At 40.3% G+C, this 22,871-nt stretch carries 19 protein-coding genes, 3 pseudogenes, 1 riboswitch and 1 other annotated feature; of the genes and pseudogenes, 4 read left to right on the top strand and 18 right to left on the bottom strand.

Annotated elements, in window-relative coordinates; translation table 11 throughout:
- Nucleotides 1-119 precede the first annotated feature (119 nt).
- The 4 genes from M4D81_RS32590 to M4D81_RS32575 all read right to left on the bottom strand — a co-directional run bounded on the left by M4D81_RS32590 (nucleotide 120) and on the right by M4D81_RS32575 (nucleotide 5,294).
- Nucleotides 120-1,991 (bottom strand): alanine--tRNA ligase, encoded by a 1,872-nt coding sequence (locus M4D81_RS32590; RefSeq protein WP_260069416.1) that lies wholly within the window; start codon nucleotides 1,989-1,991, stop codon nucleotides 120-122.
- A gap of 109 nt (nucleotides 1,992-2,100) precedes the next feature.
- Nucleotides 2,101-2,344, bottom strand: a binding site (T-box leader).
- A gap of 991 nt (nucleotides 2,345-3,335) precedes the next feature.
- Entirely contained in the window at nucleotides 3,336-3,752 is a 417-nt protein-coding gene (locus M4D81_RS32585; protein WP_260069415.1) for an amino acid kinase family protein, read from the bottom strand.
- A 1-nt stretch (nucleotide 3,753) separates the two neighbouring features.
- Entirely contained in the window at nucleotides 3,754-4,293 is a 540-nt protein-coding gene (locus M4D81_RS32580; RefSeq protein WP_260069414.1) for a prolyl-tRNA synthetase associated domain-containing protein, read from the bottom strand.
- A 122-nt stretch (nucleotides 4,294-4,415) separates the two neighbouring features.
- Nucleotides 4,416-5,294: a DMT family transporter gene (locus tag M4D81_RS32575; RefSeq protein WP_260069413.1), complete on the bottom strand. Its 879-nt coding sequence runs from the start codon at nucleotides 5,292-5,294 to the stop codon at nucleotides 4,416-4,418.
- A gap of 164 nt (nucleotides 5,295-5,458) precedes the next feature.
- Here M4D81_RS32575 and M4D81_RS32570 point away from each other — a divergent pair, with 164 nt between their 5' ends.
- Nucleotides 5,459-6,343, top strand: coding sequence for a LysR family transcriptional regulator (locus M4D81_RS32570; RefSeq protein WP_260069432.1), 885 nt, complete (start codon nucleotides 5,459-5,461; stop codon nucleotides 6,341-6,343).
- Nucleotides 6,344-6,962: 619 nt separating this feature from the next.
- Here the strand turns inward: M4D81_RS32570 and M4D81_RS32565 are convergent.
- Both M4D81_RS32565 and M4D81_RS32560 read right to left on the bottom strand, forming a co-directional pair.
- On the bottom strand, nucleotides 6,963-7,424 hold the full coding sequence (locus M4D81_RS32565) for a GNAT family N-acetyltransferase (protein ID WP_260069412.1): 462 nt from the start codon (nucleotides 7,422-7,424) through the stop codon (nucleotides 6,963-6,965).
- A 604-nt stretch (nucleotides 7,425-8,028) separates the two neighbouring features.
- Nucleotides 8,029-8,844, bottom strand: coding sequence for a MerR family transcriptional regulator (locus M4D81_RS32560; protein WP_260069411.1), 816 nt, complete (start codon nucleotides 8,842-8,844; stop codon nucleotides 8,029-8,031).
- A gap of 98 nt (nucleotides 8,845-8,942) precedes the next feature.
- Between M4D81_RS32560 and M4D81_RS32555 the strand changes: the two genes are divergently transcribed.
- Together M4D81_RS32555 and M4D81_RS32550 are read left to right on the top strand one after the other, a co-directional pair.
- The gene (locus M4D81_RS32555) at nucleotides 8,943-10,235 is read left to right on the top strand and encodes an alpha/beta hydrolase family protein (RefSeq protein ID WP_260069410.1); all 1,293 of its coding nucleotides are present in this window, start codon (nucleotides 8,943-8,945) and stop codon (nucleotides 10,233-10,235) included.
- 99 nt (nucleotides 10,236-10,334) lie between these two features.
- The gene (locus M4D81_RS32550; protein WP_260069409.1) at nucleotides 10,335-10,904 is read left to right on the top strand and encodes a GNAT family N-acetyltransferase; all 570 of its coding nucleotides are present in this window, start codon (nucleotides 10,335-10,337) and stop codon (nucleotides 10,902-10,904) included.
- Between the two features lie 326 nt (nucleotides 10,905-11,230).
- Here M4D81_RS32550 and M4D81_RS32545 read toward each other — a convergent pair whose 3' ends face one another.
- The 5 genes and pseudogenes from M4D81_RS32545 to M4D81_RS32525 form a co-directional block, all read right to left on the bottom strand.
- A complete protein-coding gene (locus M4D81_RS32545) occupies nucleotides 11,231-12,112 on the bottom strand; it encodes a phosphotransferase family protein (RefSeq protein ID WP_260069408.1) in 882 nt (293 codons plus the stop codon).
- Between the two features lie 187 nt (nucleotides 12,113-12,299).
- Nucleotides 12,300-12,518, bottom strand: a pseudogene (locus M4D81_RS32540) (DNA mismatch repair protein MutT); the annotation flags it as partial.
- Nucleotides 12,511-12,774, bottom strand: a complete 264-nt coding sequence (locus M4D81_RS32535) for a hypothetical protein (RefSeq protein ID WP_260069407.1) — start codon at nucleotides 12,772-12,774, stop codon at nucleotides 12,511-12,513. The gene M4D81_RS32535 and the pseudogene M4D81_RS32540, both read right to left, overlap by 8 nt.
- Nucleotides 12,775-13,050: 276 nt before the next feature.
- Entirely contained in the window at nucleotides 13,051-13,917 is an 867-nt protein-coding gene (locus M4D81_RS32530; protein WP_260069406.1) for an MBL fold metallo-hydrolase, read from the bottom strand.
- A 250-nt stretch (nucleotides 13,918-14,167) separates the two neighbouring features.
- Complete coding sequence (locus tag M4D81_RS32525; protein ID WP_260069405.1) at nucleotides 14,168-15,268, bottom strand: GNAT family N-acetyltransferase; 1,101 nt, start codon at nucleotides 15,266-15,268, stop codon at nucleotides 14,168-14,170.
- A gap of 51 nt (nucleotides 15,269-15,319) precedes the next feature.
- Nucleotides 15,320-15,401: riboswitch (ZMP/ZTP riboswitch) on the bottom strand.
- A 441-nt stretch (nucleotides 15,402-15,842) separates the two neighbouring features.
- Between M4D81_RS32525 and M4D81_RS32520 the strand changes: the two are divergent.
- Nucleotides 15,843-16,088, top strand: a pseudogene (locus M4D81_RS32520) (group II intron maturase-specific domain-containing protein); the annotation flags it as partial.
- A gap of 206 nt (nucleotides 16,089-16,294) precedes the next feature.
- On the opposite strand, the gene M4D81_RS32515 reads toward M4D81_RS32520, so the two are convergent.
- The 7 genes and pseudogenes from M4D81_RS32515 to M4D81_RS32485 all read right to left on the bottom strand — a co-directional run bounded on the left by M4D81_RS32515 (nucleotide 16,295) and on the right by M4D81_RS32485 (nucleotide 22,789).
- A complete protein-coding gene (locus M4D81_RS32515) occupies nucleotides 16,295-17,167 on the bottom strand; it encodes an aminoglycoside phosphotransferase family protein (RefSeq protein WP_260069403.1) in 873 nt (290 codons plus the stop codon).
- Nucleotides 17,168-17,363: 196 nt separating this feature from the next.
- Nucleotides 17,364-17,519: pseudogene (locus tag M4D81_RS32510) on the bottom strand (DoxX family protein); the annotation flags it as partial.
- Between the two features lie 524 nt (nucleotides 17,520-18,043).
- The gene (locus M4D81_RS32505; protein ID WP_260069402.1) at nucleotides 18,044-18,292 is read right to left on the bottom strand and encodes a hypothetical protein; all 249 of its coding nucleotides are present in this window, start codon (nucleotides 18,290-18,292) and stop codon (nucleotides 18,044-18,046) included.
- A 279-nt stretch (nucleotides 18,293-18,571) separates the two neighbouring features.
- Nucleotides 18,572-19,213, bottom strand: coding sequence for a signal peptidase I (gene lepB, locus M4D81_RS32500; protein WP_260069401.1), 642 nt, complete (start codon nucleotides 19,211-19,213; stop codon nucleotides 18,572-18,574).
- Nucleotides 19,214-19,488: 275 nt separating this feature from the next.
- On the bottom strand, nucleotides 19,489-20,157 hold the full coding sequence (locus M4D81_RS32495) for a Type 1 glutamine amidotransferase-like domain-containing protein (RefSeq protein WP_260069400.1): 669 nt from the start codon (nucleotides 20,155-20,157) through the stop codon (nucleotides 19,489-19,491).
- A 264-nt stretch (nucleotides 20,158-20,421) separates the two neighbouring features.
- Entirely contained in the window at nucleotides 20,422-21,132 is a 711-nt protein-coding gene (locus M4D81_RS32490; protein ID WP_260069399.1) for a GNAT family N-acetyltransferase, read from the bottom strand.
- Between the two features lie 79 nt (nucleotides 21,133-21,211).
- Nucleotides 21,212-22,789, bottom strand: a complete 1,578-nt coding sequence (locus M4D81_RS32485; protein WP_260069398.1) for an MFS transporter — start codon at nucleotides 22,787-22,789, stop codon at nucleotides 21,212-21,214.
- Between the last annotated feature and the right edge of the window lie 82 nt (nucleotides 22,790-22,871).

Genomic DNA, 22,871 nt, shown 5'->3' with positions numbered 1-22,871 from the left:
GGTACCGCCAATGGAAAGGCCAAGCGATGTCAAACCCTCTTCGATTGCCGGATTTATCATTCATCCTGGATTCCCGGCAACTCATAACGTTGTTACAAATGGCAATCCTAAAACATCAGCTATTGTTCCGCGTTTTTATTAATTACTCCTTTAATCCTTCTAACTCCAGCAGCAGAAGATTGTTCTTTTTTAATACTGAACTTTCCTAAGTTTGTTGTATCTTCTACATGAGGTCCTCCACATACTTCTCGACTCCAAACTTTCCCTTCGTTATCTTTGATTGTATACACCTTAACGATATCCGGATATTTATCCCAAAAATTCCCTTCAACATTACTTTCTTTCGCTTCAATTTTAGGCAGCTCTGAAATATAGGTAACTGCTTTTGATGAAATCGCATCATTCACATACTTTTCCACCTCAGCTATTTGCTCTGGCGTAAGTTTTTCATCGTGGTTGAAGTCAAACCGTAATCGTTCTGAAGTAATATTACTTCCTTGTTGATGAACATGATCACCTAAAACTTCCCTTAAACCAGCAAGTAATAAATGAGATACCGTGTGCAGCGCTGTTGTTTCTGTTGAATGTTCAGCTAATCCACCTTTAAATTTACCCGCAGAAGCAGTTCTGCTCTTTTCAGCATGTTTCTTTGCCGCCTCTATATAAGACGCCTTGTCCTCCATGCTATATCCACTTTCAGTTAGAAACTCTTCCGTCAACTCCAAGGGAAACCCATATGTTTCGTAAAAATAAAAGGCATCTGCACCTGTAACTTTACCCTTATTCTTAAGATGTTTTTGTATTTCAAATTCTCCTTGCTGTAAAGTTCTATAGAAAAGATTTTCTTCCTTATTTACTGTTTCGATAACTTTCTTTTTATTACCGATCAAATCTTCATAAGCTGTTGCTTCATCTATATAAACTTCAGACAACTCACCCACAAAACTTCCTTGTATACCTATTTTTTTACCTGCACGAATCGCCCTTCTTAATAACCTTCTTGTTATATACCCTGCATCACTATTAGCTGGCTCCGCACCATCATTAATTAGAAAAGTAGCCGCTCTCACATGATCAAGTATGATTCTAAACGACTTTAAATCGTCAGTATATTGTTTACCACTTAACTCCATCAATTTTTTCTTGGGATTAAGGAAGAAAGCCGTATTATAAATATCCTTGTCACCATTAAGGGCTGTTGCAACCCTTTCTAATCCGCCTCCATAATCAATATTGGGATTTTGCATTTTTACAAATCCTGTGTCTTCATTTTTGTAACACATAAATACGTTGTTCCCAATTTCTAAAAACCTCTCGCTTACAGAAGCAGGATGATCCAGCGAATCACCGCCTGGTTCAAGATCATAGAACATTTCACTATCAGGCCCACCCGGTTCACCAACAGGCATATCCAATGGACTTCCGGCTCGACTCCACCAATTTTCTTTTTCATCGTATAAGAATATTCTTCCACCTCTAGATGCCCCATATTGATAGGGATCATCTTCAATGATAGGTTCTATACCAACTGATTTGAATTTTTCTGACCAGATTTGAATGGCTTCCGTATCTTTCTGTATATTCAAATCATCACTTCCTATAAAAGCACTGATATACAGCCTGCCAGGATCAATTCCTAATTCGATAATATGCCAATTCCAAATGGCATCGATTTGCTTTTTCTTATAGTTATTTTCATTTGCTTTAAACTCCCATCGACCTATCATTTCAAAAAATGTCAGATGCGACGTATCTCCTACTTCATCAATATCCACTGTCCTTAAACACTTCTGAATATTAGCAATCTCATTACCTATCGGATGCTTTTCCCCCAATAAATATGGAACCATAGGTTGCATTCCACTTCCTGTAAACAACGTTGAGGGATCATTTTCTGGTAACAAGCTAGAAGAGGGCACTTGGCTAGCCCCTATTCCTTTCATAAAATCAATATATGATTTTCTTAACTCATCTGGTGTCATTTTCACCATGCTCAATACCTCCATTTCAATTATTATTTATTTTCGGAAAATTATTTTGCAAATATCCAAACGAGAAGAAATAAAACAAAAAAGCCCTAAGCTGACATATTTCTTGTCAACTTAGGGCGAACTATTATGTCCGTGTTACCACCTAATTTCAGATTTCTCTGCACTCTATCAATACGGGATATCTCCGATATTGTTTCCTGAATAACGGTGGAACTCCGTTGAAGCCTACTAAGATTCCTCTGTTCGGTTCACAGCTCCGAGACTGCTTCACTACTAGATCAATGAAGATTCGCACCAACCATCTTCTCTCTGTGAGATCCCTAATAGCTACTATTTCTCATCATAGCCTTTTCGTTTTAAGTTAAACCAATGCTATCACACTCAACTTGTTCTGTCAATTAATTCCACTATTTTTTTATAAGGTATAAGTCTGTCGATTCTACCATCAGCTTTGGCAATTCGGTTGCTTCGCATATCCTCTGACTTTAGCCAAATTATAATTCTCCCCAACCTCAATTCCACATTCCTGTTTACCTGTGAAATAATCAGGAGGTAGAACAAGCTTGGGTGGGGAAGTATCGCCTCCGGAGCGGAGGTGATAACCCTTTGTGGCATGATGGATTTTCCCCACAAATTCGCCCTATTTTTGAAAAGGGAAGAAATTAGTTAATCTGCCCTTTTCTTTGAAGGTTATTGCTTGTTAAAGAGATAGAGATAGGATTCATTCGTTGATAAACTTCTCAAATTCACTTTTCAGCCTATGCTGATTCTGATATGCAATATACTGTTCCATCCGAATCAGTAGATCAACCAATTCTGGCTTTGTTAACTGCATATAACGCTGTCTGACTCGATCTATGTCGCGATCCTGTTTTACATCCAAATCATTATCTAAGGGCTTAGATAAGCTTTTGCGCGGATTATAAACCTTGGTTGTTCTATACTGAAGAAAATGATTATGAAGTTCTTGGTTCTTACGAATTGTGTTTTGGTGGATACCTATTCCTTCTGGATCAATAAACTTTGATTTGTCCGAAACAGTTCGGTAAGAAACCGTTTTACCCTCTTCGTATCAATTGCTTTTACACCAATTTCAAGTGAACGGTTCTTCTTCTTGTCGTAAGATGCTTGAAGCCATTCCAGTTCAGTTGTTTGAGGTGATACGGATTTCCGGCGCATATGTCTCATCCCTTTGAGATTTCTCTATCAGTTGTATTATGTACATATGTCAAAGATGGTCAAAGTCAAAGTGATTGAATCTAAATTATTCCCCATGGCGTTCATTGTATCATGGAGAACAATTGGTTTCTCGATGTTTTTTCTCATATCGGCGGAGAAACACGGTTAGTACGTAATCCTGCCCGATACCCTGCGGTTGATTTCGAGTAAAGCATCAAAAGTGTTTGTCAGATTCTCCTTCTTTTCCTCGATTTCTATATCCTCAGCATTTAGGAGGATTTGTGCTATGGTATTATCATAGTCATTAAAAAATTTATCATATAAAAAGATGATACTACACTGTCCAACCGCAGCTGCAGCCTGCTTCAAACGCATAGAAGTAGGCCTCGTTTTCATTTGAAGCTTATTTGAACCTATGGCTATCGCACCGGAAGATACTAAAATAATTTCATAACCCATGTTATGAACATCGGATAATACACAGGCAAGCCGGTCAAAAGAACGCAAGTCATTTTGTCCTATTTCATTTGTCAGTGTGGAAGTTCCAACTTTCACAACAATTCTATTCTGATATAGTCTCATACTACACCTCAATAATGGACGGTGTATCCTTCACAAAAGGCAGAAATTCGTGAATGATTTGCGCCGTTTTGATTTTCATATAACCTGTGGTTGTACCGTCGCTACATCCATACCATTCTTCGCAGATAATGTTCTTATCAATTACAATTTGTATAACATTATCTTTGTCAAGTAGTGCACTAAATACAGTTGCGGCTCCGACTTTCGTTCCCAGCATCTTTTCCAGTAAGTCCGAAGGGGCAAAGGAGACTCGTGAAATTCCTAAAGCATTGCTGAACTCCTTTGACTTAAAAGGTTTATCGCCAGCCGTTATGAATAAATAAAATGCTGTTTGTTGCCGGTTGCAAAGAAATAGAGTCTTTACCATCTTCATATTCAGCTTTTTATTAATCTGCACACAATCTTCCATTGTTCTCGCTTCATCGGTATCTACACGCTCAAATGGTATATGCAGGTTTTGCAACGTATGGTAGGTCTTTTCTTGTAGTACCGACTTAAACTCGGAAGGTGCTGTTGTATATATATCACTTACAAAGAACATTGATCATTTTCCTTTCACTGAGTAATTCATGTTTTTAATGTATCACTTTTATTTGGAATACAATAACGAATATTTATCATGATTTTCATTACAATACCAGATATAAAGAGATGCTTGTTACCTTACGAATCGCTCATTTTTGCCCTTGATTTGCCAGATTCACCGAACCAAATGGACCCTAACAACAAAGCAGCACCTATCAGTTGTTGCATAGTCATCTCCTCTCTTATTATTAAAGCTGAAATCATTAGTGAAGTAAGTGGATCAACATAGCTTAATACGGCGATACTTTGGGCTTTTAATCCTTTCATACCTGCGAAGAACATATAAAATCCGATTCCGCCATGAAGGACACCCAGTAAAAGCATTACAAAAATCGGCCTCCACGTGAGAGAAGAAAAATTGAAGCCATCGGTGAATAATACTAAAGGGAATAATAGCAAAACCGATAAACCAAGTTGTAAAAGGGTAATTGTCAGCCCATCCAGACCACGAATAAATTTATTTGTCATAGTTAACACGGCATAAAATCCCGCTGCTATTAGTCCATAGCCGATACCAAGCAAATGATTCCCGGTGCTTTCCATTGTACTGTTTTGCAGTATAAGGAATAATCCCAATAAAGCGACAACGATACACATCACTTTTTTAAGCGACAACTGTTCTTTTAAAACCAAAGGTGAAAACATAATAACCAAGACAGGCGCAAAATAATAGCTTAATGCCGCATTAGCTATTGTTGTTTCCTTATACGCTTGAAATAAAAAAATCCAGTTTCCGCTTAGTGCAATGCCTGCAATAAACAGAACAAAGGCATTTTTTCTTACAAGGGCCCAGGATACCTTCTGTTTTCTGAATAGAAAAATAAAAAGTAGAAATAATGCTCCAATTAGACTTAGAAATAGTGAAATTTTACTCGAAGACAGGTCAATATATTTTGCGAAAACTCCTACCGCGCCGAAGATAATCATCGACAACATAAAATACAGTTTTTCCTTCATTCTAGGTTCCTGCTTTCTATCGGTTTGAAAATAAATAATGAGTTGCTCTCATTTGTTTTTTACTACATAGGTAGGTTATCATATCCTTAAAGATAACAAAAACGAATATTTTTAATGATGAGCATAACAAAATCAAATGTAAAAGAGGATATCTAAATATGGATATGAATATTCAAAAATACATGGCTTTTATCAAAACCGTCGAATTGGGCAGTTTTACAAAGGCTGCAGAAGTACTGAACTATTCCCAGTCCGGAATCAGCCGCATGATAAACGATTTGGAAAAGGAATGGCGCGTGTCACTTCTTGAACGTGGTCGTGCTGGTGTTCGTTTGACTTCTGATGGATTAAAGCTGTTACCTTTTGCTCGAAGTGTATGTAATGAATTCGAGAAATTACAGACTCAAGTAGACGAACTGAACGGCTTGCAATCTGGGTTAATTCGGATTGGAACGTTTTCCAGTGTGGCAACGCATTGGCTCCCGAATATTATCAAGATGTTTCAGAAGGATTATCCTAATATTGATTATGAACTATTACTGGGTGACTATACTGAAATAGAAGGCTGGATCTTGGAGGGGCGCGTGGATTGTGGATTTATTCGGTTACCGACAATCCCAGAGTTTGACACAATTTTTTTGGAACAGGATAAATTACTAGTCATTTTGCCGGAGGATCATCCCATGGCCGACTGCGAACGTTTTCCTGTAAAAGCGTTATGTGATTACCCCTTCATGCTTTTAGAAAAAGGCGCTAAAGCAGAAATATCGGAAATTTTTGAAAAATGTAACATTGAACCTAACATACATTTTACAACATGGGATGATTATGCCATCATGTCAATGATTGAAAGCGGATTGGGAATCAGTATTTTGCCAGAGCTTATTTTGAAACGTATTCCATATCGAATCATAACGAAAGATCTTGATATACCAGCATATCGTAAGATAGGCCTTGCAATGAGAGATAGTAAAACAGCATCACTTGCCGTCAAGAGGTTCATTGATTACCTGCAATACAGAAACAACTTTACAAACGACGAGGTGTAACCGATCTAATGTTAAAGCTATTTCAACCCAACTCTTTCTAAAAATTGCATTCCTTCACAATCATTAATCACAATGTTAAACAACTCGGAAAATATTTAAATTTAAATGACTTAGTGTTTATCAACTGAAGTACACTTGGAGAGAGTAGTTTCCACTCTGTAATTACTAATTTGCTAATTATCCCGAGTTTGAATTGATTTACGAGAAAGACAACAATATGTATAAAGTGGACGTTCGGATTCCTGTCGTTAAGAACCGTGGAACTTAGAAATCGATCAGATGCTCGAATTCTACTAGCGATGTATCCCGGGTATTACAAAGGTTTTTAGGAGTATGCGGATGTATCCCGCTGATCATTGCGTCTACGAGCTGATCCTTCTCGTATTTGGGTACAGACTTGTGGAGTGGAATCTCCATAACAAGCACGATTACGGGAAGACGAAGCATGTCCATACGCAAAAAATCAAAGAAAAATGAGTACCAGCCTGCGCAGGGTTGACTCTAAAAAAGAACTCCGAAAACCTTGAATGTAATAAGAAAGCCGTTAAAAGCAGCCGATCACATTGATCTGCTGCTTTCTTTTGTATTATTGCACTATCGTTTCCCGTTAGTTTTATCCTTAGGAAAAGTAATGCTCATAACGGTACATTTGAACAAACCACATTTTAAACCCATGTTTCTCATAAAAACCAATTATTTTTTGCCACTGCTTAGTCGCAGAATATACAACAGACCGAGTTATGCCATTACCTTCAGCAGCTTCAAGAAGCTTATCTACCATCACGTGACCTATATTTCTACTTCGATACTCAGGGTGAACAACATATACCTCATCTACCTCTAAATAATGCTGTCCCTGCTCGATTACGACTAACCCGTCGCTTTCATGCATACTACCAGTTATATAGCCTACAATTTGTGAGTTGATTTCTGCAACCCAGAAGTAATCCCCGATATTGTTTCTCAACAACTCTTCGGTACTAGCCCCCAAACCGTAAGTGATAGATTCTGAGACCCATATTTCAGATAGGTTAGCCACATCCGAAAGGTCCGTTTCTTTTGCTTTTCTAACAATAAACATTTATATCACCACCATTTATTATTTTTTATATGCAGTTCAATTGTTAATAGTCAAATTCCTTGTCAAAGATTGCTGCCCGTTAACGTAGTGAAGGACAGTTATCCGTTAGCTGATGCCATTGTGCTAACCTACCCGTTATCTTAATGAAATTGCATGTAAAACATATTTAGATAATTATCTATTCCGTAATCGGCTTATGTTCCTGTCCTTTACGGCAACCGGAACAAGTTCTTGTCCTTGACTCGGGACAAGAACTTGTTCCGATAATACAAAAAAGCCTCTAAATTAGCGACATTCAATGTGACCATGATCTTGTCCCCCGACATGTATGGTGGGGACTGATATTACGGCGGCAACTATTATGTTATGGTGCTGCTAACTAACTGTCCTTACTACCAGGAAATCCTATGCTCCAAAAAACCACCATCAACAAGTGTGGTGGTGGATTTGGATTAAGAAAAAAGCAGTAAGTTTTGAACGATAATGCGCGCCAGGCGCAGCCACGGCTGCGACAATGCTTCCTGATCCTCCCGATCGAAGTCAAAGTATGATTACATAATTTATTCTCAACTGTACTTCATCGCCATGACGCCGATAAATTATGTTAAGGATGTAAATATACTTGTATTTCATGAGACTGATTATCAAAGTTATCGTAAAGTTCAGATACAAGAATAATTGTAGTTTCTTTCATGTGAATTCCGTTAAGGTAATCCTGCATTTTTTTTATTCTTTCCATTTTATTATGATTATTGTATGTGAGACAAACATATTTCCCTTCTGGAATATGACTTAAAACATATTCATTTTCGGGTTTAAAGTGTGTTATCTCATCCCCACCCATTACCGTCATATATGCCGATATGAAAGATTCTTTGCCAAGATTAATGAAAAGCGGAATATCAATGAAATAACCACTTTCAAAGGCAAACTCCAAATTAGATTGAAACATGTCTATTTCAATTTTTCTGCTATTCAACTCAAAATTAACTACTTCGTTTTGATCTTTTAATTTTATTATGCGTCTTTTGTTAATCCATTTTAGATATGGTTCTTGCTGCTGTACAGCTTCTAACCCATACTCAATAAGTTCTGCTACCTTCGTAAATCTTCTATTAACACTAAATAGTGTCTCCATTTGTTTTTCTAACATATCTCGATAAGTTCTAATCTTTATTGATACTTCTTGCATATCGCCAGAACTAAGAGTATCTCTCACTTCTTTCAAAGGAATACCAAAAATCTTGGCATATTTGATGATGTCAAGGTAGATAAATTGGTCAAGAGTGTAGTAACGATACCCACTATCTTTGTTAACATAAGAGGGTTTTAATAATCCTATTTTGTCATAATGTCTTAATGCCTGAATTGATACATTGTTAATTTTTGCAGTTTCTCCTATGGAAAAAATGGTTCTCATAAAAAACTCCTTTACTCTATACCAAGTATAGACTTTATAGTGTAATTATAAACATTAAAGAGGTATACTCAAGGCCTTTATAAAAGGAGATTGGTAACATGAAAAAAGTATTACTTGCTACATTGACCACATCGGCACTGCTTGCTGGATTTAGCCTTCCTGCAAGTGCACAGGATCAAAAAAATACTGTTACAGAGCCAGCAACAGCACATAAAATCATGAATATTTCGCAAAACCAATCTATCTCAAAAGAGGATGATAGAGGGGAGTTGTTAAGCTACAAAAAAGTAAATGATTTAACTACAAAAGAAATCAATAAGTTGAATCCTGAAAAGAATATCAGGCAGCTTTTGGCTTATGATGTATCTCTCTATTCTATTACTTACAAGTCAGTCCAAAATGGAAAACCGATTGTATTATCAGGTCTTGTAACGATTCCTAAGGGTAAAGAAAAACCATCTTTCTTGCAATACCATCATGGTACAATGCTACCGATCCCAATGCCTGGTGGCGAAGGATCAAACGATGTACCTTCATTATTCCACGGACAGTCGCCTCAGCCAGATGCTGATTTTGGGGAGACAAGAATGATGATTCTGACTTTCGCATCAAAAGGTTATGTTGTGAGTGCACCAGATTATGCTGGTTATAATGTTTCTAAAGATTTGGATCACCCGTATAATATCCCAAGTGAATTAGCAAACTATTCAGTAGATATGCTTAGAGCAACTAAAGAACTAACAAAAGAATTAAAAGTGAAGACGGACAGCAAGTTATTTTTAACAGGGTGGTCTGAAGGAGGAGGAGCTGCTTTAGCAACTCATAAAGCCATTGAGCAAAAATATTCGAAAGAATTCAATCTTATTGCTACCTCTCCATTAGGTGGACCATATGATATGCCATCTATGCTCCAAAGCAATACTCTTGATTTTGAAAGCGACGATCTGGGTGAAAATGCTGGTATTTATAGTTGGACATTATATAGCTTGCTAAAATTCAGTAACATCAATGTACCTTTAGATAAGGTATACAATTACGAAGTCAACGATTCTTTAGACGCACTTAATCCACCTTCCAGTAAAGTAAGCGAAATTTTAAACTTACCGTTTTTACAAGAAAGCATCATGAGTGGTGATAACGAGGAATTGCTTAGTGTCATTGAACAAATAAGCCTTATTAACGGTTGGACTCCTAAGGCCAAAATCATGTTTCACTCAGGTAAGAACGATAATATTGTACCTCACTTCAATACATTGAATGCCTATAGCAAGTTTAAAAAGCAAGGAGCAGATGTAACCCTGTATGAGTATAATGGTGACCACTATACTCCTGACTTAGACTACCTGACAACTACGATTAAAGATTTTGGAAAACTGTCTCGACAAAAATAATAATCTTTAGCTTTTACTATATAAAGGCCTAATCACTCATAGAATTAGGTCTTATAATTTTTCTGAAAGTTTTGGCTAAACGATTTGAGGAGGCATTTTATGCGTATGAGAACAGAAATAGTAACAAAACACTTTAAAGAGTTGTATAAAGTAGAGAAGTTATATAAAACATCCTTTCCAGAAAATGAACGAATCCCATTATGGTTCTTATTGTGGAGATCTCGCAAAGAATTCGTTGATTATATTGCCTTCTACGATGATGAAGTATTTATTGGATTCGCCTATCTGATCTCAGATAGAAATCTGACCTTTGTGCTATATTTGGCCATTTCATCAGAAGTCCGATCAAAAGGCTATGGAACGATCATACTATCTACGATCAAACAAAAATATATAGGCAATCGTATTATATTGAATATTGAAGCAATTTATGAAGTGGCGGACAATTCTGAACAACGGATTAAACGCAAGAATTTCTATCAGAAAAACGGATTTCAAAATGCGGATTTCAAAATTTATGAATATGGTGGGCTATACGAAGTATTGATTCATGGAAGTAATGTCACACTTGAAGAATACAAATTACTACTAAAGCAATTTACTGGGGTTCTTTTCAGTTTGTTTTACAAACCTAAATTTATTTCTGATTATGGTACTGATAGAACATAATGAATGCTTCCTGCCCGTTAGCTTAATGAGATTGTAAGGAAACATAGTTAGATACTTATCTAATCGGTAATCGGCTCATGTTCTTGTCCATTACGGCAATCGGTACAAGTTCTTGTCCTTGACTCGGGACAAGAACTTGTACCGATAAAACAAAAAAGCCGCTAATAAAGCGACTTTCAATGGGTCTATGTTCTTGTCCTCCGACACTTTTTCAGAATGGGATCGCTCATATGTCGGAAACACTTGCTTCGCCTGCACAAAGATTCCCGTGCTTGTAATAATGGCTCCTATTTAATGCTTTTAATAAAACATCAATATACTTGCACTTAATAAGCCACTGATTTTTTTAAGGTAAGAATACTTTCTTGAAGAAACGTTTGGTTTTTTTCAATTCCTCTGTTTTTACACCAAACAACAGCACTAAATGCATCGTAAAAATCATAAAATGGTAGCACTCTATCCAGAGCTAACACAGGTCGAATCGTCAGATAACCTTCAATATAGGGTAACTTAGTTCTCGGATTGACTTCCCAAATATATCGATTTACTTTTGTAAAGTCTATTTCTGAGGACCCACCACGTGCACTTTCGAAATCAATAATTCCAGTGACCTTGTTACCGTTCACCAGAATATTACCCGGCCTAAAATCCATATGAACAATACACGGTCCGTCAGGATTTGGTAAAGCAGAAAAAACGTCATCAAAATGAAGAATACATCTTTCAAACAGTTCTGGATTGAGGATCTCCTTGCATGGCTCTTTCCACTTTTCAAAATTTTTTCTGATATGTAGTCTCCAATTATTTTGGTCAACTAACTTGAATCCCTTTGTCGTATGGTAACCGTATCCTGGAGTTTTTACTTCATGTAGCATTGCATGATACACACCGATTTGAAAAGAAAGTTTCTCATCCATATCTTCTATACTAGGCGTACCTTCAATAGCAGAAAGCAGCAATGCTCCAGTAGTGCTTTCATCCCCAAACCAAATGTCCAAAACCTTAGGAATAGGAATCACTCCCTTCAACGTTTCAAGTACCTGAAATTCACGAAATAGTTTATCTTTGTTATATGGGATTTTTACATATACAATTTCCCCGTTAACAAGAGTAAGCTTGTATACGAGTGAACTAAATGAATCTGGAACATCTTCTATAATCAAGACGTTCAACTTTAGCTCTTTAATAACGGTTTGAATAGAACTCACATGGTACCTCCTTCGCCTGACAGATTCCATTAGTTTAATAATTAAATTAATTACCCTAAGCTACCCGAATATTCTTTTTTGCATTAACCTACCCGTTAGCTTAACAAGACAGCTGATCGCTCTGACCAGCTGCCTTCTCTGCTTTATTCAACTATCGTTTCCTGTTAGCTTAACAAATCCAAGTTTATTAATCATTGTATAACCTAGACAATAAGTTATATGCTGGATTTACTTCCCGCGTTTCATACGGAACAAAACACTTTTCTTTCATCGCATCGAGCGTACGAGATTTTTGTTGCGGACAGGTTATGTATTGGTCTATATTAGATTCATTTAATTGAATATACTTGGCTTTTTTAATTTCTTTTGGTTGAATATTTATTTCTCCACTAACATACTCAGCTTTCTTCAGCCCAAATATTCATCTCCGCACCAATCTCAACCGAATGAATGTTTAACTTCTTTAGTTTGGGTTCGATATGTTGCCTCATGTATCCTTCTAAATCCGCTAGAAAAGATTGGCTTTGCACATTGCCGACAATCTGAAAACCTTTTTGGCCCTGGATCCAAACCAATGATGCAGTTGGTTCCGTTAAATCATCAACATAAACTCTGCCCGGGTTATTCCCATTAACGATCGCCCTGACTTCAACGTTTGACACTGATCGGTGATATGCCGTATTTTATAAAAATCCTGTTTATTAAGTTCTAATATCATTTTTGTTCTCCTAAGTATGAAGATATTCTTCCGCATCTGATTCTTGTAAGTACCGGATGACCAAACGATTCTTGAATCCCTTCTTTCAAAAGAATAAAAAAATCGACCCAGCTTGAGATAACCTTATCTTAAGCTGGGTCATTTGCCTCTCTGAGCATTCTTCGAAGATTATAAAACTCACAAATGAATCCTGTCTAATAAATATAGTCAGCTGCCTCTTTTATTTTTCCGCTTGTTCGTATTGCGATTTTAATATCTGATCATTCACGAATGCTTTTAAGAAAAAGAGTTCATCTTCAGAGGGTTTTCGGTTGTGCTCCCTTTCAAAAGCCTCTACCGCCTTCTCCATAGATGCGGATGTCACTGCATTGCTCGTTGAGATGAGCTCTTTCCAATACAGATCCATCTCCGCCGTGTCACAAATGGATTCATGCCCCAGCAGGAAGTGAGTGGCGTCATATTTCCGAATATCCTCGATCATAGGCAATAACAGAGATTGCTTAAAATGATACAAAGAATTTTTCGTTGTGCCATATGCACTATCCCCCAGAAAAAGGACCTTTTCATCCGGAATATATACGATGGTTGAGTCTTCCGTATGCGTGCTTCGAATGGTTTCAAGAACACAAACTTTATATCCTAAGTCGATATGAAGGGATTCCTCAAAAATGATATCCGGCGAAGTTAACTGGAATGTGTCTCTATCCGGTATTTCACTCCTGATGATCTCCACACATAGTGAATCGATCTTTTTGGCATCTGCATATTCTTTGAGAGAACGATCGTCAAACGAAAACCCGCGCCATTCCTGAATGATTTCATTCGTTCGGGTATTAACTATAATTGTTGCTTCAAATTCGTTCATCCCTAGAAAATGATCCCAATGCGCATGCGTAATGACCAAATATTTTATCGGAGGTACGTTTAATTTCCCGATTTCACGCAAGAAGTCCCGTGCGTGCTGAACCGAATTTCCGCCATCGATAACCAGGCTGTATTTGTCTCCGCAAACGAGTCCTAGCGTCGGTCTTTCCTTATTGTTTTGGTTCGTTAGGTAATAGATTGATTCTCTTATTTTATTTAGCATGTCAAATTCTCCTCTAAATTTTATTTGCAACGGCTAAGAGAAAATCTGCATGCTAATTTGGGGCTCGAGTTCGCATATCGATTTTCTCATTTTATTTTGTTACCAATGGAATCGCCTCCCGTGTATTTAACTATCATTTATTTCTTCATGCGCTCGCCGATACCTCAGAGTAATATTTACATTTTATAACATCATCTTCATCATGGAAAGGTACGGTTTGGTTTAAATGGTTTTTTCGAATGGAAATGGTTTATGCTTTTGCGATGATCTCCCTCTCATACAAGTGCGCGCTCCAGGAGCCCGCGTCAAAGCGACCCTGCAACACGAATCCTAGATTTACGTAGTATGAATTTAGTCTTGGGTTGTCGGCCATACAGTCGAGACGAAGCCGGCTTTTTCCATTGGCCCGAACATAACTTTCCGCGTAGCGAATGAGTTCACGGCCAATTCCTTCTCCCTTCCGTTTGTGTGAGACGCATAACCGATGAACATACCCCGCGTCCTCGTGAAATTGCTCTCCCCATATTTCCTCGTATACCCAGTGGACGGAGAGACACCCGACAAGTTCATTCCTTAGAACAGCGACGAACACTTCATTATCACGGACAAATGCATCGACAATCTCGCGTTCGAAGCTTTCTACACGCCATTGCCAGAAGCCATGAACCGAATGAATCCATTGCGCTGCGTCGATAAAAAGGGAGCGAATACCGTCCACATCTTCATATGTTGCCCTAAGGATAGCCAGCGATTCGGAAGGCTCTCGTCTCCAGTCATGCTCCAGCCTCGACGCAGTATCGATCGCCCGTTCCTCCCCGTGAAGCTTTGCGATAAGATGTAGCGCTGCATCTATGCCTGCCGTAACACCAGCCGATGTAATGATTCGGCCATTGTCCACGTATCGGACGTTCTCTATCAGCGTCGCGCTCGCCGGCGCGGCCTCAATAAGTAAATCCATCGCCCGTATATTGGTGGTCACACGTAGTCCTTCGAGAAGTCCGGCCTTGGCGAGCAGCAATGCCCCCGTACATACGGACAGAGTAAATGAAGCACACTGGGAGGTTTCTTTGATCCAATCGGTTAACTTCTCATTATGCATCTCCTTGCGTGCTCCCCAGCCTCCCGGAACGATCAGGATGTCTGGCGTCGGACACTCTGAAGCAGCGAATTCCGGAAGAATCGTCAAGCCGCTAATTGTCCTAATCGGCGTTTTTGATTCCAGAGCGACCGTATAGACCAGAAAGTCCTGTCCCCAGTTACTCGCCACCGCGAACGCGTCGAATGGTCCCGTTACGTCCAATGCATCCACTTGCTCATACACCAGCACCGCTACTTTTTTCACTGCTCCCATCCCAGCACTCTCCTCGAAAAATAGAAAAGCATTTGGTTAAAAATCAACCAAATGCTTTGCCCAGGCGAACGGCTTATTTGACGGATGCGCTCCCCCGTAGTAATCTACGTTCTCGCCAGTTACGCATCCCATATGTTTACTATTTATTATAAGACTGGCGAACGATTGAGATCAACAACATTTTTCAAAATATTCGAACTTAGATAGACTAATCAGAATTCTTGTGGCCTGTTCTAAGCACAGTAATGAACAATCCCACCCGTTGCTTCAACAAACCAAAAAAGGTTCCGCAAATGCAGCTCCTACGCTATCGTTTCCCGTTAGAGAAAGACAGAAAGGATAATTGAAAGCATAAGCAAGCACAGGCTCCCTTTTGTGTTTGCTTATGCTTATTTATTGGTATTTTTCGAATTCATTTTTCAACCAGAGCCTATTGTTCTGAGCAATGTATTGCTCTGATTGGATTAACAACTCCACGAGCTCAGACTTTGTAAGCTTCATATTTCGCCTTCAGTATTGTCCGCTAACTTAATAATCTGAATTTCCTAACTCATAACATAACTACACAATCAGGCTCATGGGCTGGATGGGCTATTTCCGGATAGCTTCTGCCAAGAACCACTGTGAGAGATTCGACCAGTGGATTCGCAGGCGCCTGCGAATGTGCTTGTGGAAACAATGGAAACGGGTACGCACCCGCCTCCGGGAGCTCCGGGCACTGGGTGTGCCCGAATGGGCAGCGTCCAAGATGGCCAACTCCCGTAGAGGTGCTTAGGAAATGTCCCGCAACACGAACAACGCCCTTCCGAACTCCTATTAGGAAGCGAAAGGGCTGATAAATTTACTTACTCGTTATCTGGAGCTTTGTTAACCTTTTGGAACCGCCGTATGCGGACCCGCATGTACGGTGGTGTGAGAAGACGGGGGTTAGTCGCCCCCTCCTACTCGATTTGCCTTTATAATTATTCAACTATCGGATTCGATCTCTATGACACCATTGATACTTAACAGCAAGATTATCAAGCATCATTCTGACAATACTAGGTCGAGCCAGGATTTTGCCTCATGGTACAGAACTGGATTGTTTTCTGGCGTGTAGTAAGCCAACACTGCCACCGCCTGCGATACGACCCATCCGCGGGCTCTTGCCCATGTAGCGTCATCCGTAGGTAGATAATTGCGGAACGCGTCACGTGCTGCCGGCGAGTGTAACTTCCATGCGACCATGACATCGCATGCAGGATCGCCAACGCCCATTGTATCCCAATCAATCACACCGGTGATTCGTTTATTTCGCACAAGCCAGTTACGCATGTCAAGGTCGCCGTGATGCCAAACTGGTGGGCCGCTCCACGGAGGCGCGGCAAGTGCCGATTCCCACACATCAGACACCGCAGCAACATCGCCATCGAACTGTGCCAAACAGTATCGGAACCCCTCATCCCTTTGAGCCAAAGGAATGCCGCGTCCCTGTGGCCCACCCGATGAATCGATTTGTTGCAGCGCTGCAACGAACTCCGAAAGATCACGAGCTGCCTGAATCGCGTCAATCTCCTCTATCGGCACCGTCTCGCCCTCAACCCATGTGTGTATATACCAAAACCACGGATATTCGCTATTCGGGTGCCCTAGAGCGACTGGTACAGGAGCTTCCAGCGGAACCAATGGAGCAAGCTTAGGCAGCCAAGTAAACTCGGGACTTTCTGGTGTCGTAGGCCCTTCCCGCCGCGAGAGCCGAACTAAATATTCGTTGCCTAGCCGAAAGATGGCGTTCACTGTGCCAGCCGGCTCGATCCGTCGCAGGGATAGATCCGCCCAATGGGGAAACTGTGCAACAAGCAGACGACGAACGAGCGCTTCATCAAGTTCCTTTTCGTCGACGTGCATTTTCTCAACCATGATTCGCTACCTCCTCGGTGTTACCATCACATATTTAACAGGGTATCAAAGAAATAATGGAATAGACAGATAATACCTAATTATAGTTAAAGTATACCGCTAATCAGCGGTATCATTGGCACGTAAACCAGCTAGTTCTACTACTTCAATCAACGTTATAGAACATTATCATATCGCCTCTAATCTCTTTATGCCATTAAAGTCTGCGGCTTTTCTGACGCAACGCCCAGGAAGCGATGCCAAGCGCAGCATAGACAAGCGGAAGAATGATATGGAATCCGTAATCGCCGTAATCATTAGCAAACGCATGAGATAAAGCCTCACCCATCATGAGAAAAAAGATACCGCTATAATCAAGGGGCACTGTTATGTCTTTAAACAGCTCCGCCATGTACATTGGTGCAGGGTCTTTATCGGCATTAGCGGCAGCGTTGTTGGAAGTTGATTCATTCTGGAAAATCGGTATGATGTGCGGAGCAGCAAATCTACCGGTAACGATCATTGTCATTTTTGCTATACGTGAACGAATAATGAGTAGTCAAGGGCGTGTCATTAATGCAACCTATATTCGATAACCAGGTTGGGTTGGTACTACCGAAAGTTCATTATTAGATCAGGTTGCTGCTGGCAAGCTGCTTCTTGGTACATCGAATCTTGGGTTCGTCGGATAGCCGACATTCAGATAAACCACTTGTGGGATATAATTTCGCTCAGCTAAACTGCCCGTCGGATTTGATTAAATTGGATGGAAATATAGTTAGACACTTATCTAATCGGTAATCGGCTCATGTTCTTGTCCATTACGGCAATCGGTACAAGTTCTTGTCCTTGGCTCGGGACAAGAACTTGTACCGATAAAATAAAAAAGCTGCTGAATTAGCGACTTTCAATCGGACCATGTTCTTGTCCCTCGACATATTCCCATGGACGTGGCCTTTGATGTTTACTCATAGAATTCCCTTTTTCCCATTTAAGGGCTTGCTGTCTATTACACATGTTAGTTTTTACTACTCTGGCCTCATATTTAGTAGTACCGGCATTTTTATTCCATTTGTTAACTTGGCTGTTTGCTCGTGGAGAAGTACCATTTTTGTTCAATTTACGGCCGCTAATTCCTGTTTTCACAACATCTCCCGTGCTCTTTCAGATATCTCATATCCATGTTGTGTTTTTTGCTCGCCTTACTATTGCCATGAGCTGCTTTTTTAATCGCTTTTCCAGCAGCCTTTATAGAGAAACGTTTTCAAAATAAAAATGGGCGATTAGTTTCCCGGAAGAATACCGGGAAACTAATCGCCGCTTTTCTTTTTACTGACTACTTGACGAAGCTACAACCAAGTGCGTACATCTTCATCGGGTTCAATTAGTATCTCAGAAAACTGGACGATTAATGCTTTATAAGTCTTATTTTTTATATCCTATTACTTTACCTATCAGCTTCTCTCTGGGTACAGTGCCAAAACTAAAACTATCTATGCTTCTCCACCAATTATCGCCTATCAGAAAATAATGTTCACTAGGAATGCTAATTTCCTTGAATTTTTTCGTGAAATATTCTTTAAACCTTGTAGGATCTTTTCCGTTCTCTTCAGCCCAAGCCTTATATTGCTCCTGCGTAAATCCCTTATTTCTTGCGTTACCGTAAAACGCGTCAAGGAGCAAACCATCGATATATATCTGACCATTGTTTACTTTTATTTTTTCCCCCGGCATTCCAACAATTCGTAATATTCTCGTTTCTGATATATTTGAGGATTGCTTCTCCAACTTTTCCTTAGGCGTATTTAGATATACCACGTCTCCTCTCTTGAATTCTTGATGATGAGGATCAACAACAAACTCTCCCCATTCAATTGAATCGTACTCAAATTTCCCCTGATCCATTTCGTCTAGTAGGTTTTCAATGAGAATGGTGTCTTCAGGGATATTACTCATCGGATGGACATAATGCGGAGTCTCCGTATCACTAATTTTTGAGGTTGATTGTTGAACGTTACAACCTGTTATCAAAACTAGAGCAATGACTACGTACCATTTTATCCTCATCAAACATCCCTCCAATGCAGAAAATTAAATCCTAATAATACATATAACGTAAAACATCCCAAAGAGTTCGAAAACAAAGCATAGAAAGACCGCCATTGAAGGCGGTCTAAAAAATTTATCATTTCTTCCCAACAATAAGTCCTGGGGATATTAAGATTGCATCTGTTTAGAAACAGTATTCCAATCATAGAGAGGAAACCTGAGATGATTCGCTGTAAGCCTTAATTATTCATAAAAAGGAATCAATTCTGTTAGGTCACAGCCACTCACCCTAATTAGAACGTCTCAACCAATTTCTGAATCTTTGAGTGGGAAATTAAGTATACATTACCCATTATATCTATTTTGCCGTCCTTTACACGCATAGCGCTCTCCTGTTCTGCCGCATAAACATCAATCTCCTCAGACAAGGGGAACAGGTAGCCTTGAACCAGCGCGGCGTAGTCGAGTCTAGAATGAGATTCGTAGGCAAAACGATCAAAGCCTATACCATCATAAATAGTATTTGTTTCAACTTCATAGCCAGCGTTTTTCGAGCATAACCATTTTGCAGACATGTTTATCGCACCAGCGCTGGCACCCATTATAAAGGCATTGCTGTTCTTAATCGCATCCGATAATTCATATTCAACCAAAAAATCGTTCTGCAAAACAGTATTTCCACCGCATAAAAAAATGACAGAAGCTTTTTGAATTAATCGCTGGGCATCTTCCTTCTGCATGCGGTAATCAATTAAATGATATCCATCAAAAATAATGTTAGCCTGATTAAACCATGTCCTTTCAAAAACATCATCAATGTTAACTTGCTCACCTTTATAACCAGATGGTTGAGCGCTAATCATAACAAGAGATTTTCTGTCTTTTATATCCTCATGCAACCATTTGACCAGCTTCTCTGGAAAAAAGTCATTAAACCAACTGAGATAGTAGTGAGTTTTCAAACTTAATTACCTCCATATGTACTATTAACATTCATCCATTCTTAACGATAAAACATATTATACACGCTAGAAAGATGAACGGTTCTTCAGCCATTTCGTTTACACACCCTTGTACACTTTTCATAAATCCAACTCTATATTACCATAACATGGAATTGAAGTATGAGAAATATGTTTCCACGTTAACCTGCCCGTTAGTTGAACAAAAGCAGCCGATCAATGTAATCGGCTGTCTTCTTGTTTTTATTGGGCTAGCGTTTCCCGTTAGCTGCACTCGCAAACCTTATACCATACAAACATGTTGCCCAGTAATTGGAATCCTACCTTGATATACACCCGCATCGCATCGTCAGGCTCTGGATCTAGGGTCCATAAACCGCCGTGGTTAATGTAGAGTTTAGAAATCCCCATCTTTCGCAAGCGGTGCATACACTCATAGAGCAAGTTCGTGGCCAATCCCTTTCTCCGATGGCTCGGTGCGGTTCCGAACGGTTCAATGTTCGCAATATTATTAGCTGTGTCATGCCACACGTTTGCAAACCCAACGATCTGATCTTCTTCATCGACAATTACTAAGTCCAATTCCTGCTTGTACGTCGGGCTACTCATCAGGCGCTGGTATACTTCCATCATAGGCGCTGTCAGCCCAGCTGAACCACCCATGATATTTACTTTTTGTTCCAAGTCATTAGAATTGATCGGCCGAACCATGAAGCCCTGTGGAAATAGCGGGTTTGGTATAGAGTCATCAAGCTCGATAGAGCCTGAGTACATATACCAGGTATGCTTGGTATATCCTCGTGCTTCCAAAGTTTCCACCCGTGTTGCATCTTCATACTTTGTAACAACCCATGTGTATTGACCATTTTTCATTTTGGCAAGGTGAATAGGCTCATTTTCACGTAAGTTTTTAAAAGTTGGATAGGGGTCTTGGTTAAACTCAAAAGAAAATAAGTCTTTATTTTTGGAACTCAAAATACTCAATCCTTTCCTAATGTTTTTTTGGATGCTTTGTGGTACCACACGTTGACAAGCAATATATAGTAATTAAGCATCATTCAGTTCTGGCGGATACGTTACGCAGCAGAAAAACGGTTAATCCAGCCACTAGTAAAGCAAGCACGGCACTAGTGGCAGCAATCGTATTCAAACCCGCTGTAAATGCCTCGCGTGCCAATCCGACTACCTCTGCTGCCAGCTCCGCGGGCAAGGCTGCGCTCGCCTCCACAGCGCTTGGAAGAGAGTCCTTTACAGCCTGTGCTGCGGAAACGGGAAGTTCCTCGGGCAGCGAACTGCTTATTTGGCGATCATAAACCGCTGTTGCAATACTTCCCATTATGGTAATTCCTAATGCTGCTCCCAATTCGGCACTTGTTTCCGATATCGCGGAGGCAGATCCGGCTTTTTCCGGCGGGGCTGCTCCGATAATGAGGTCGGTCCCCAATACCGTTAACGGCGCCACGCCTATCGAAAAGACTACACTACCAACAATCAGTACAGACAAAGCTGAAGCAGCCTCCAACTGCGTAATGGCAACTAAACCTATACAGGCGATGAGCAGACCGACTCCGATCACATAAGCTGGGGGAAAGCGACGGACAAACCACGGAGCTGCCACTGAACCAATAATGATTCCCACTGCCGATGGAATCAGCCAAAGCCCTGCCATAAACGGGGACAGATGCTGCACAAGCTGCAAGTATTGGGCAATATAAAAATTAAGGCCACTTATGGTAAGCAAGCCAAGCAGCATCATGCACAGCGCCCCGCTGAAAACAGGAAGGCGAAACAACCTTATATCCACTAGTGGTTCCTTCACGTAATTTTGTCGATACACGAATCCCCACCCAATAAGCAAACCGGCAGCTATGATCAAGATGGACACCACATCGAGCCCTTCTTTGGCCATACTCTTAATGCCATAAACCACGCACAGGATCGCTGCCAGGGACATGATCGCACTAAACATATCCAGCCGTTCCGATGTCGGCCCCCGATATTCAGGCAACAAGGATGGAGCAGTAATAAGCAGCAACAGCATCACGGGTACGCCCAGCAGAAAAACAGAGCCCCACCAGAACCATTCCAGCATCAATCCCCCGACAACTGGACCAAGCACACTTCCCGCCACTAGACACATCATCCATACGCCAATGGCACTACTGCGCTGCTGAGGATCCAGGAACATATTCCTTAGTAAGGATAGTGTGGAAGGCATTAAGGTTGCACCTGCGATGCCCAGTAACGCACGGGTCGCGATCAGCATTTCCGCACTGTTCGAATAAGCAACAAGCACGGAAGCCACACCGAATGTAACTGCTCCAATCATAAGCAGCTTTCTGCGTCCTATACGGTCAGCTAGTTTCCCCATGATAATGAGGAAGCCAGCCAGTGTGAAGCCATAGATATCCACCATCCACAGCATTTGAGTGCTGCTCGGAGCAAGATCTGCCGCCAAATGCGGAAGCGCAAGATAGAGTACGCTAATATCCATAGACATCAGCAAGGTTGGCAGCGCAAGTACGCCTAATCCGAGCCACTCCCTGACCCCAGCTTTAGCCGGAGCTTCTATAGCCGCAGCCTCCCCCGTCCTTTTCTGTTCACCTGTCGTTCTGTTTTCAATTTTCTCCACAGCGTTCCCTCCTCTATAATTACTTCAAGGCATTCTTAACCTAAAAAACTATTATAGTTTTTATAGTTCCCATAAAAAAAGA

This window comes from Paenibacillus sp. p3-SID867 (assembly GCF_025142895.1).
Taxonomy (GTDB): domain Bacteria; phylum Bacillota; class Bacilli; order Paenibacillales; family Paenibacillaceae; genus Paenibacillus_AQ.
This window is presented reverse-complemented; position numbering and strand designations above follow the sequence as displayed.

What these genes read in the sequence shown, in the direction of transcription:
- M4D81_RS32590 (WP_260069416.1), bottom strand. Translation starts at nt 1,991, where the DNA reads ATGGTGAAAATGACACCAGATGAGTTAAGAAAATCATATATTGATTTT.
- M4D81_RS32585 (WP_260069415.1), bottom strand. Translation starts at nt 3,752, where the DNA reads ATGAGACTATATCAGAATAGAATTGTTGTGAAAGTTGGAACTTCCACA.
- M4D81_RS32580 (WP_260069414.1), bottom strand. Translation starts at nt 4,293, where the DNA reads ATGTTCTTTGTAAGTGATATATATACAACAGCACCTTCCGAGTTTAAG.
- M4D81_RS32575 (WP_260069413.1), bottom strand. Translation starts at nt 5,294, where the DNA reads ATGAAGGAAAAACTGTATTTTATGTTGTCGATGATTATCTTCGGCGCG.
- M4D81_RS32570 (WP_260069432.1), top strand. Translation starts at nt 5,459, where the DNA reads ATGAATATTCAAAAATACATGGCTTTTATCAAAACCGTCGAATTGGGC.
- M4D81_RS32565 (WP_260069412.1), bottom strand. Translation starts at nt 7,424, where the DNA reads ATGTTTATTGTTAGAAAAGCAAAAGAAACGGACCTTTCGGATGTGGCT.
- M4D81_RS32560 (WP_260069411.1), bottom strand. Translation starts at nt 8,844, where the DNA reads ATGAGAACCATTTTTTCCATAGGAGAAACTGCAAAAATTAACAATGTA.
- M4D81_RS32555 (WP_260069410.1), top strand. Translation starts at nt 8,943, where the DNA reads ATGAAAAAAGTATTACTTGCTACATTGACCACATCGGCACTGCTTGCT.
- M4D81_RS32550 (WP_260069409.1), top strand. Translation starts at nt 10,335, where the DNA reads ATGCGTATGAGAACAGAAATAGTAACAAAACACTTTAAAGAGTTGTAT.
- M4D81_RS32530 (WP_260069406.1), bottom strand. Translation starts at nt 13,917, where the DNA reads ATGCTAAATAAAATAAGAGAATCAATCTATTACCTAACGAACCAAAAC.
- M4D81_RS32525 (WP_260069405.1), bottom strand. Translation starts at nt 15,268, where the DNA reads ATGGGAGCAGTGAAAAAAGTAGCGGTGCTGGTGTATGAGCAAGTGGAT.
- M4D81_RS32515 (WP_260069403.1), bottom strand. Translation starts at nt 17,167, where the DNA reads ATGGTTGAGAAAATGCACGTCGACGAAAAGGAACTTGATGAAGCGCTC.
- lepB (WP_260069401.1), bottom strand. Translation starts at nt 19,213, where the DNA reads ATGAGGATAAAATGGTACGTAGTCATTGCTCTAGTTTTGATAACAGGT.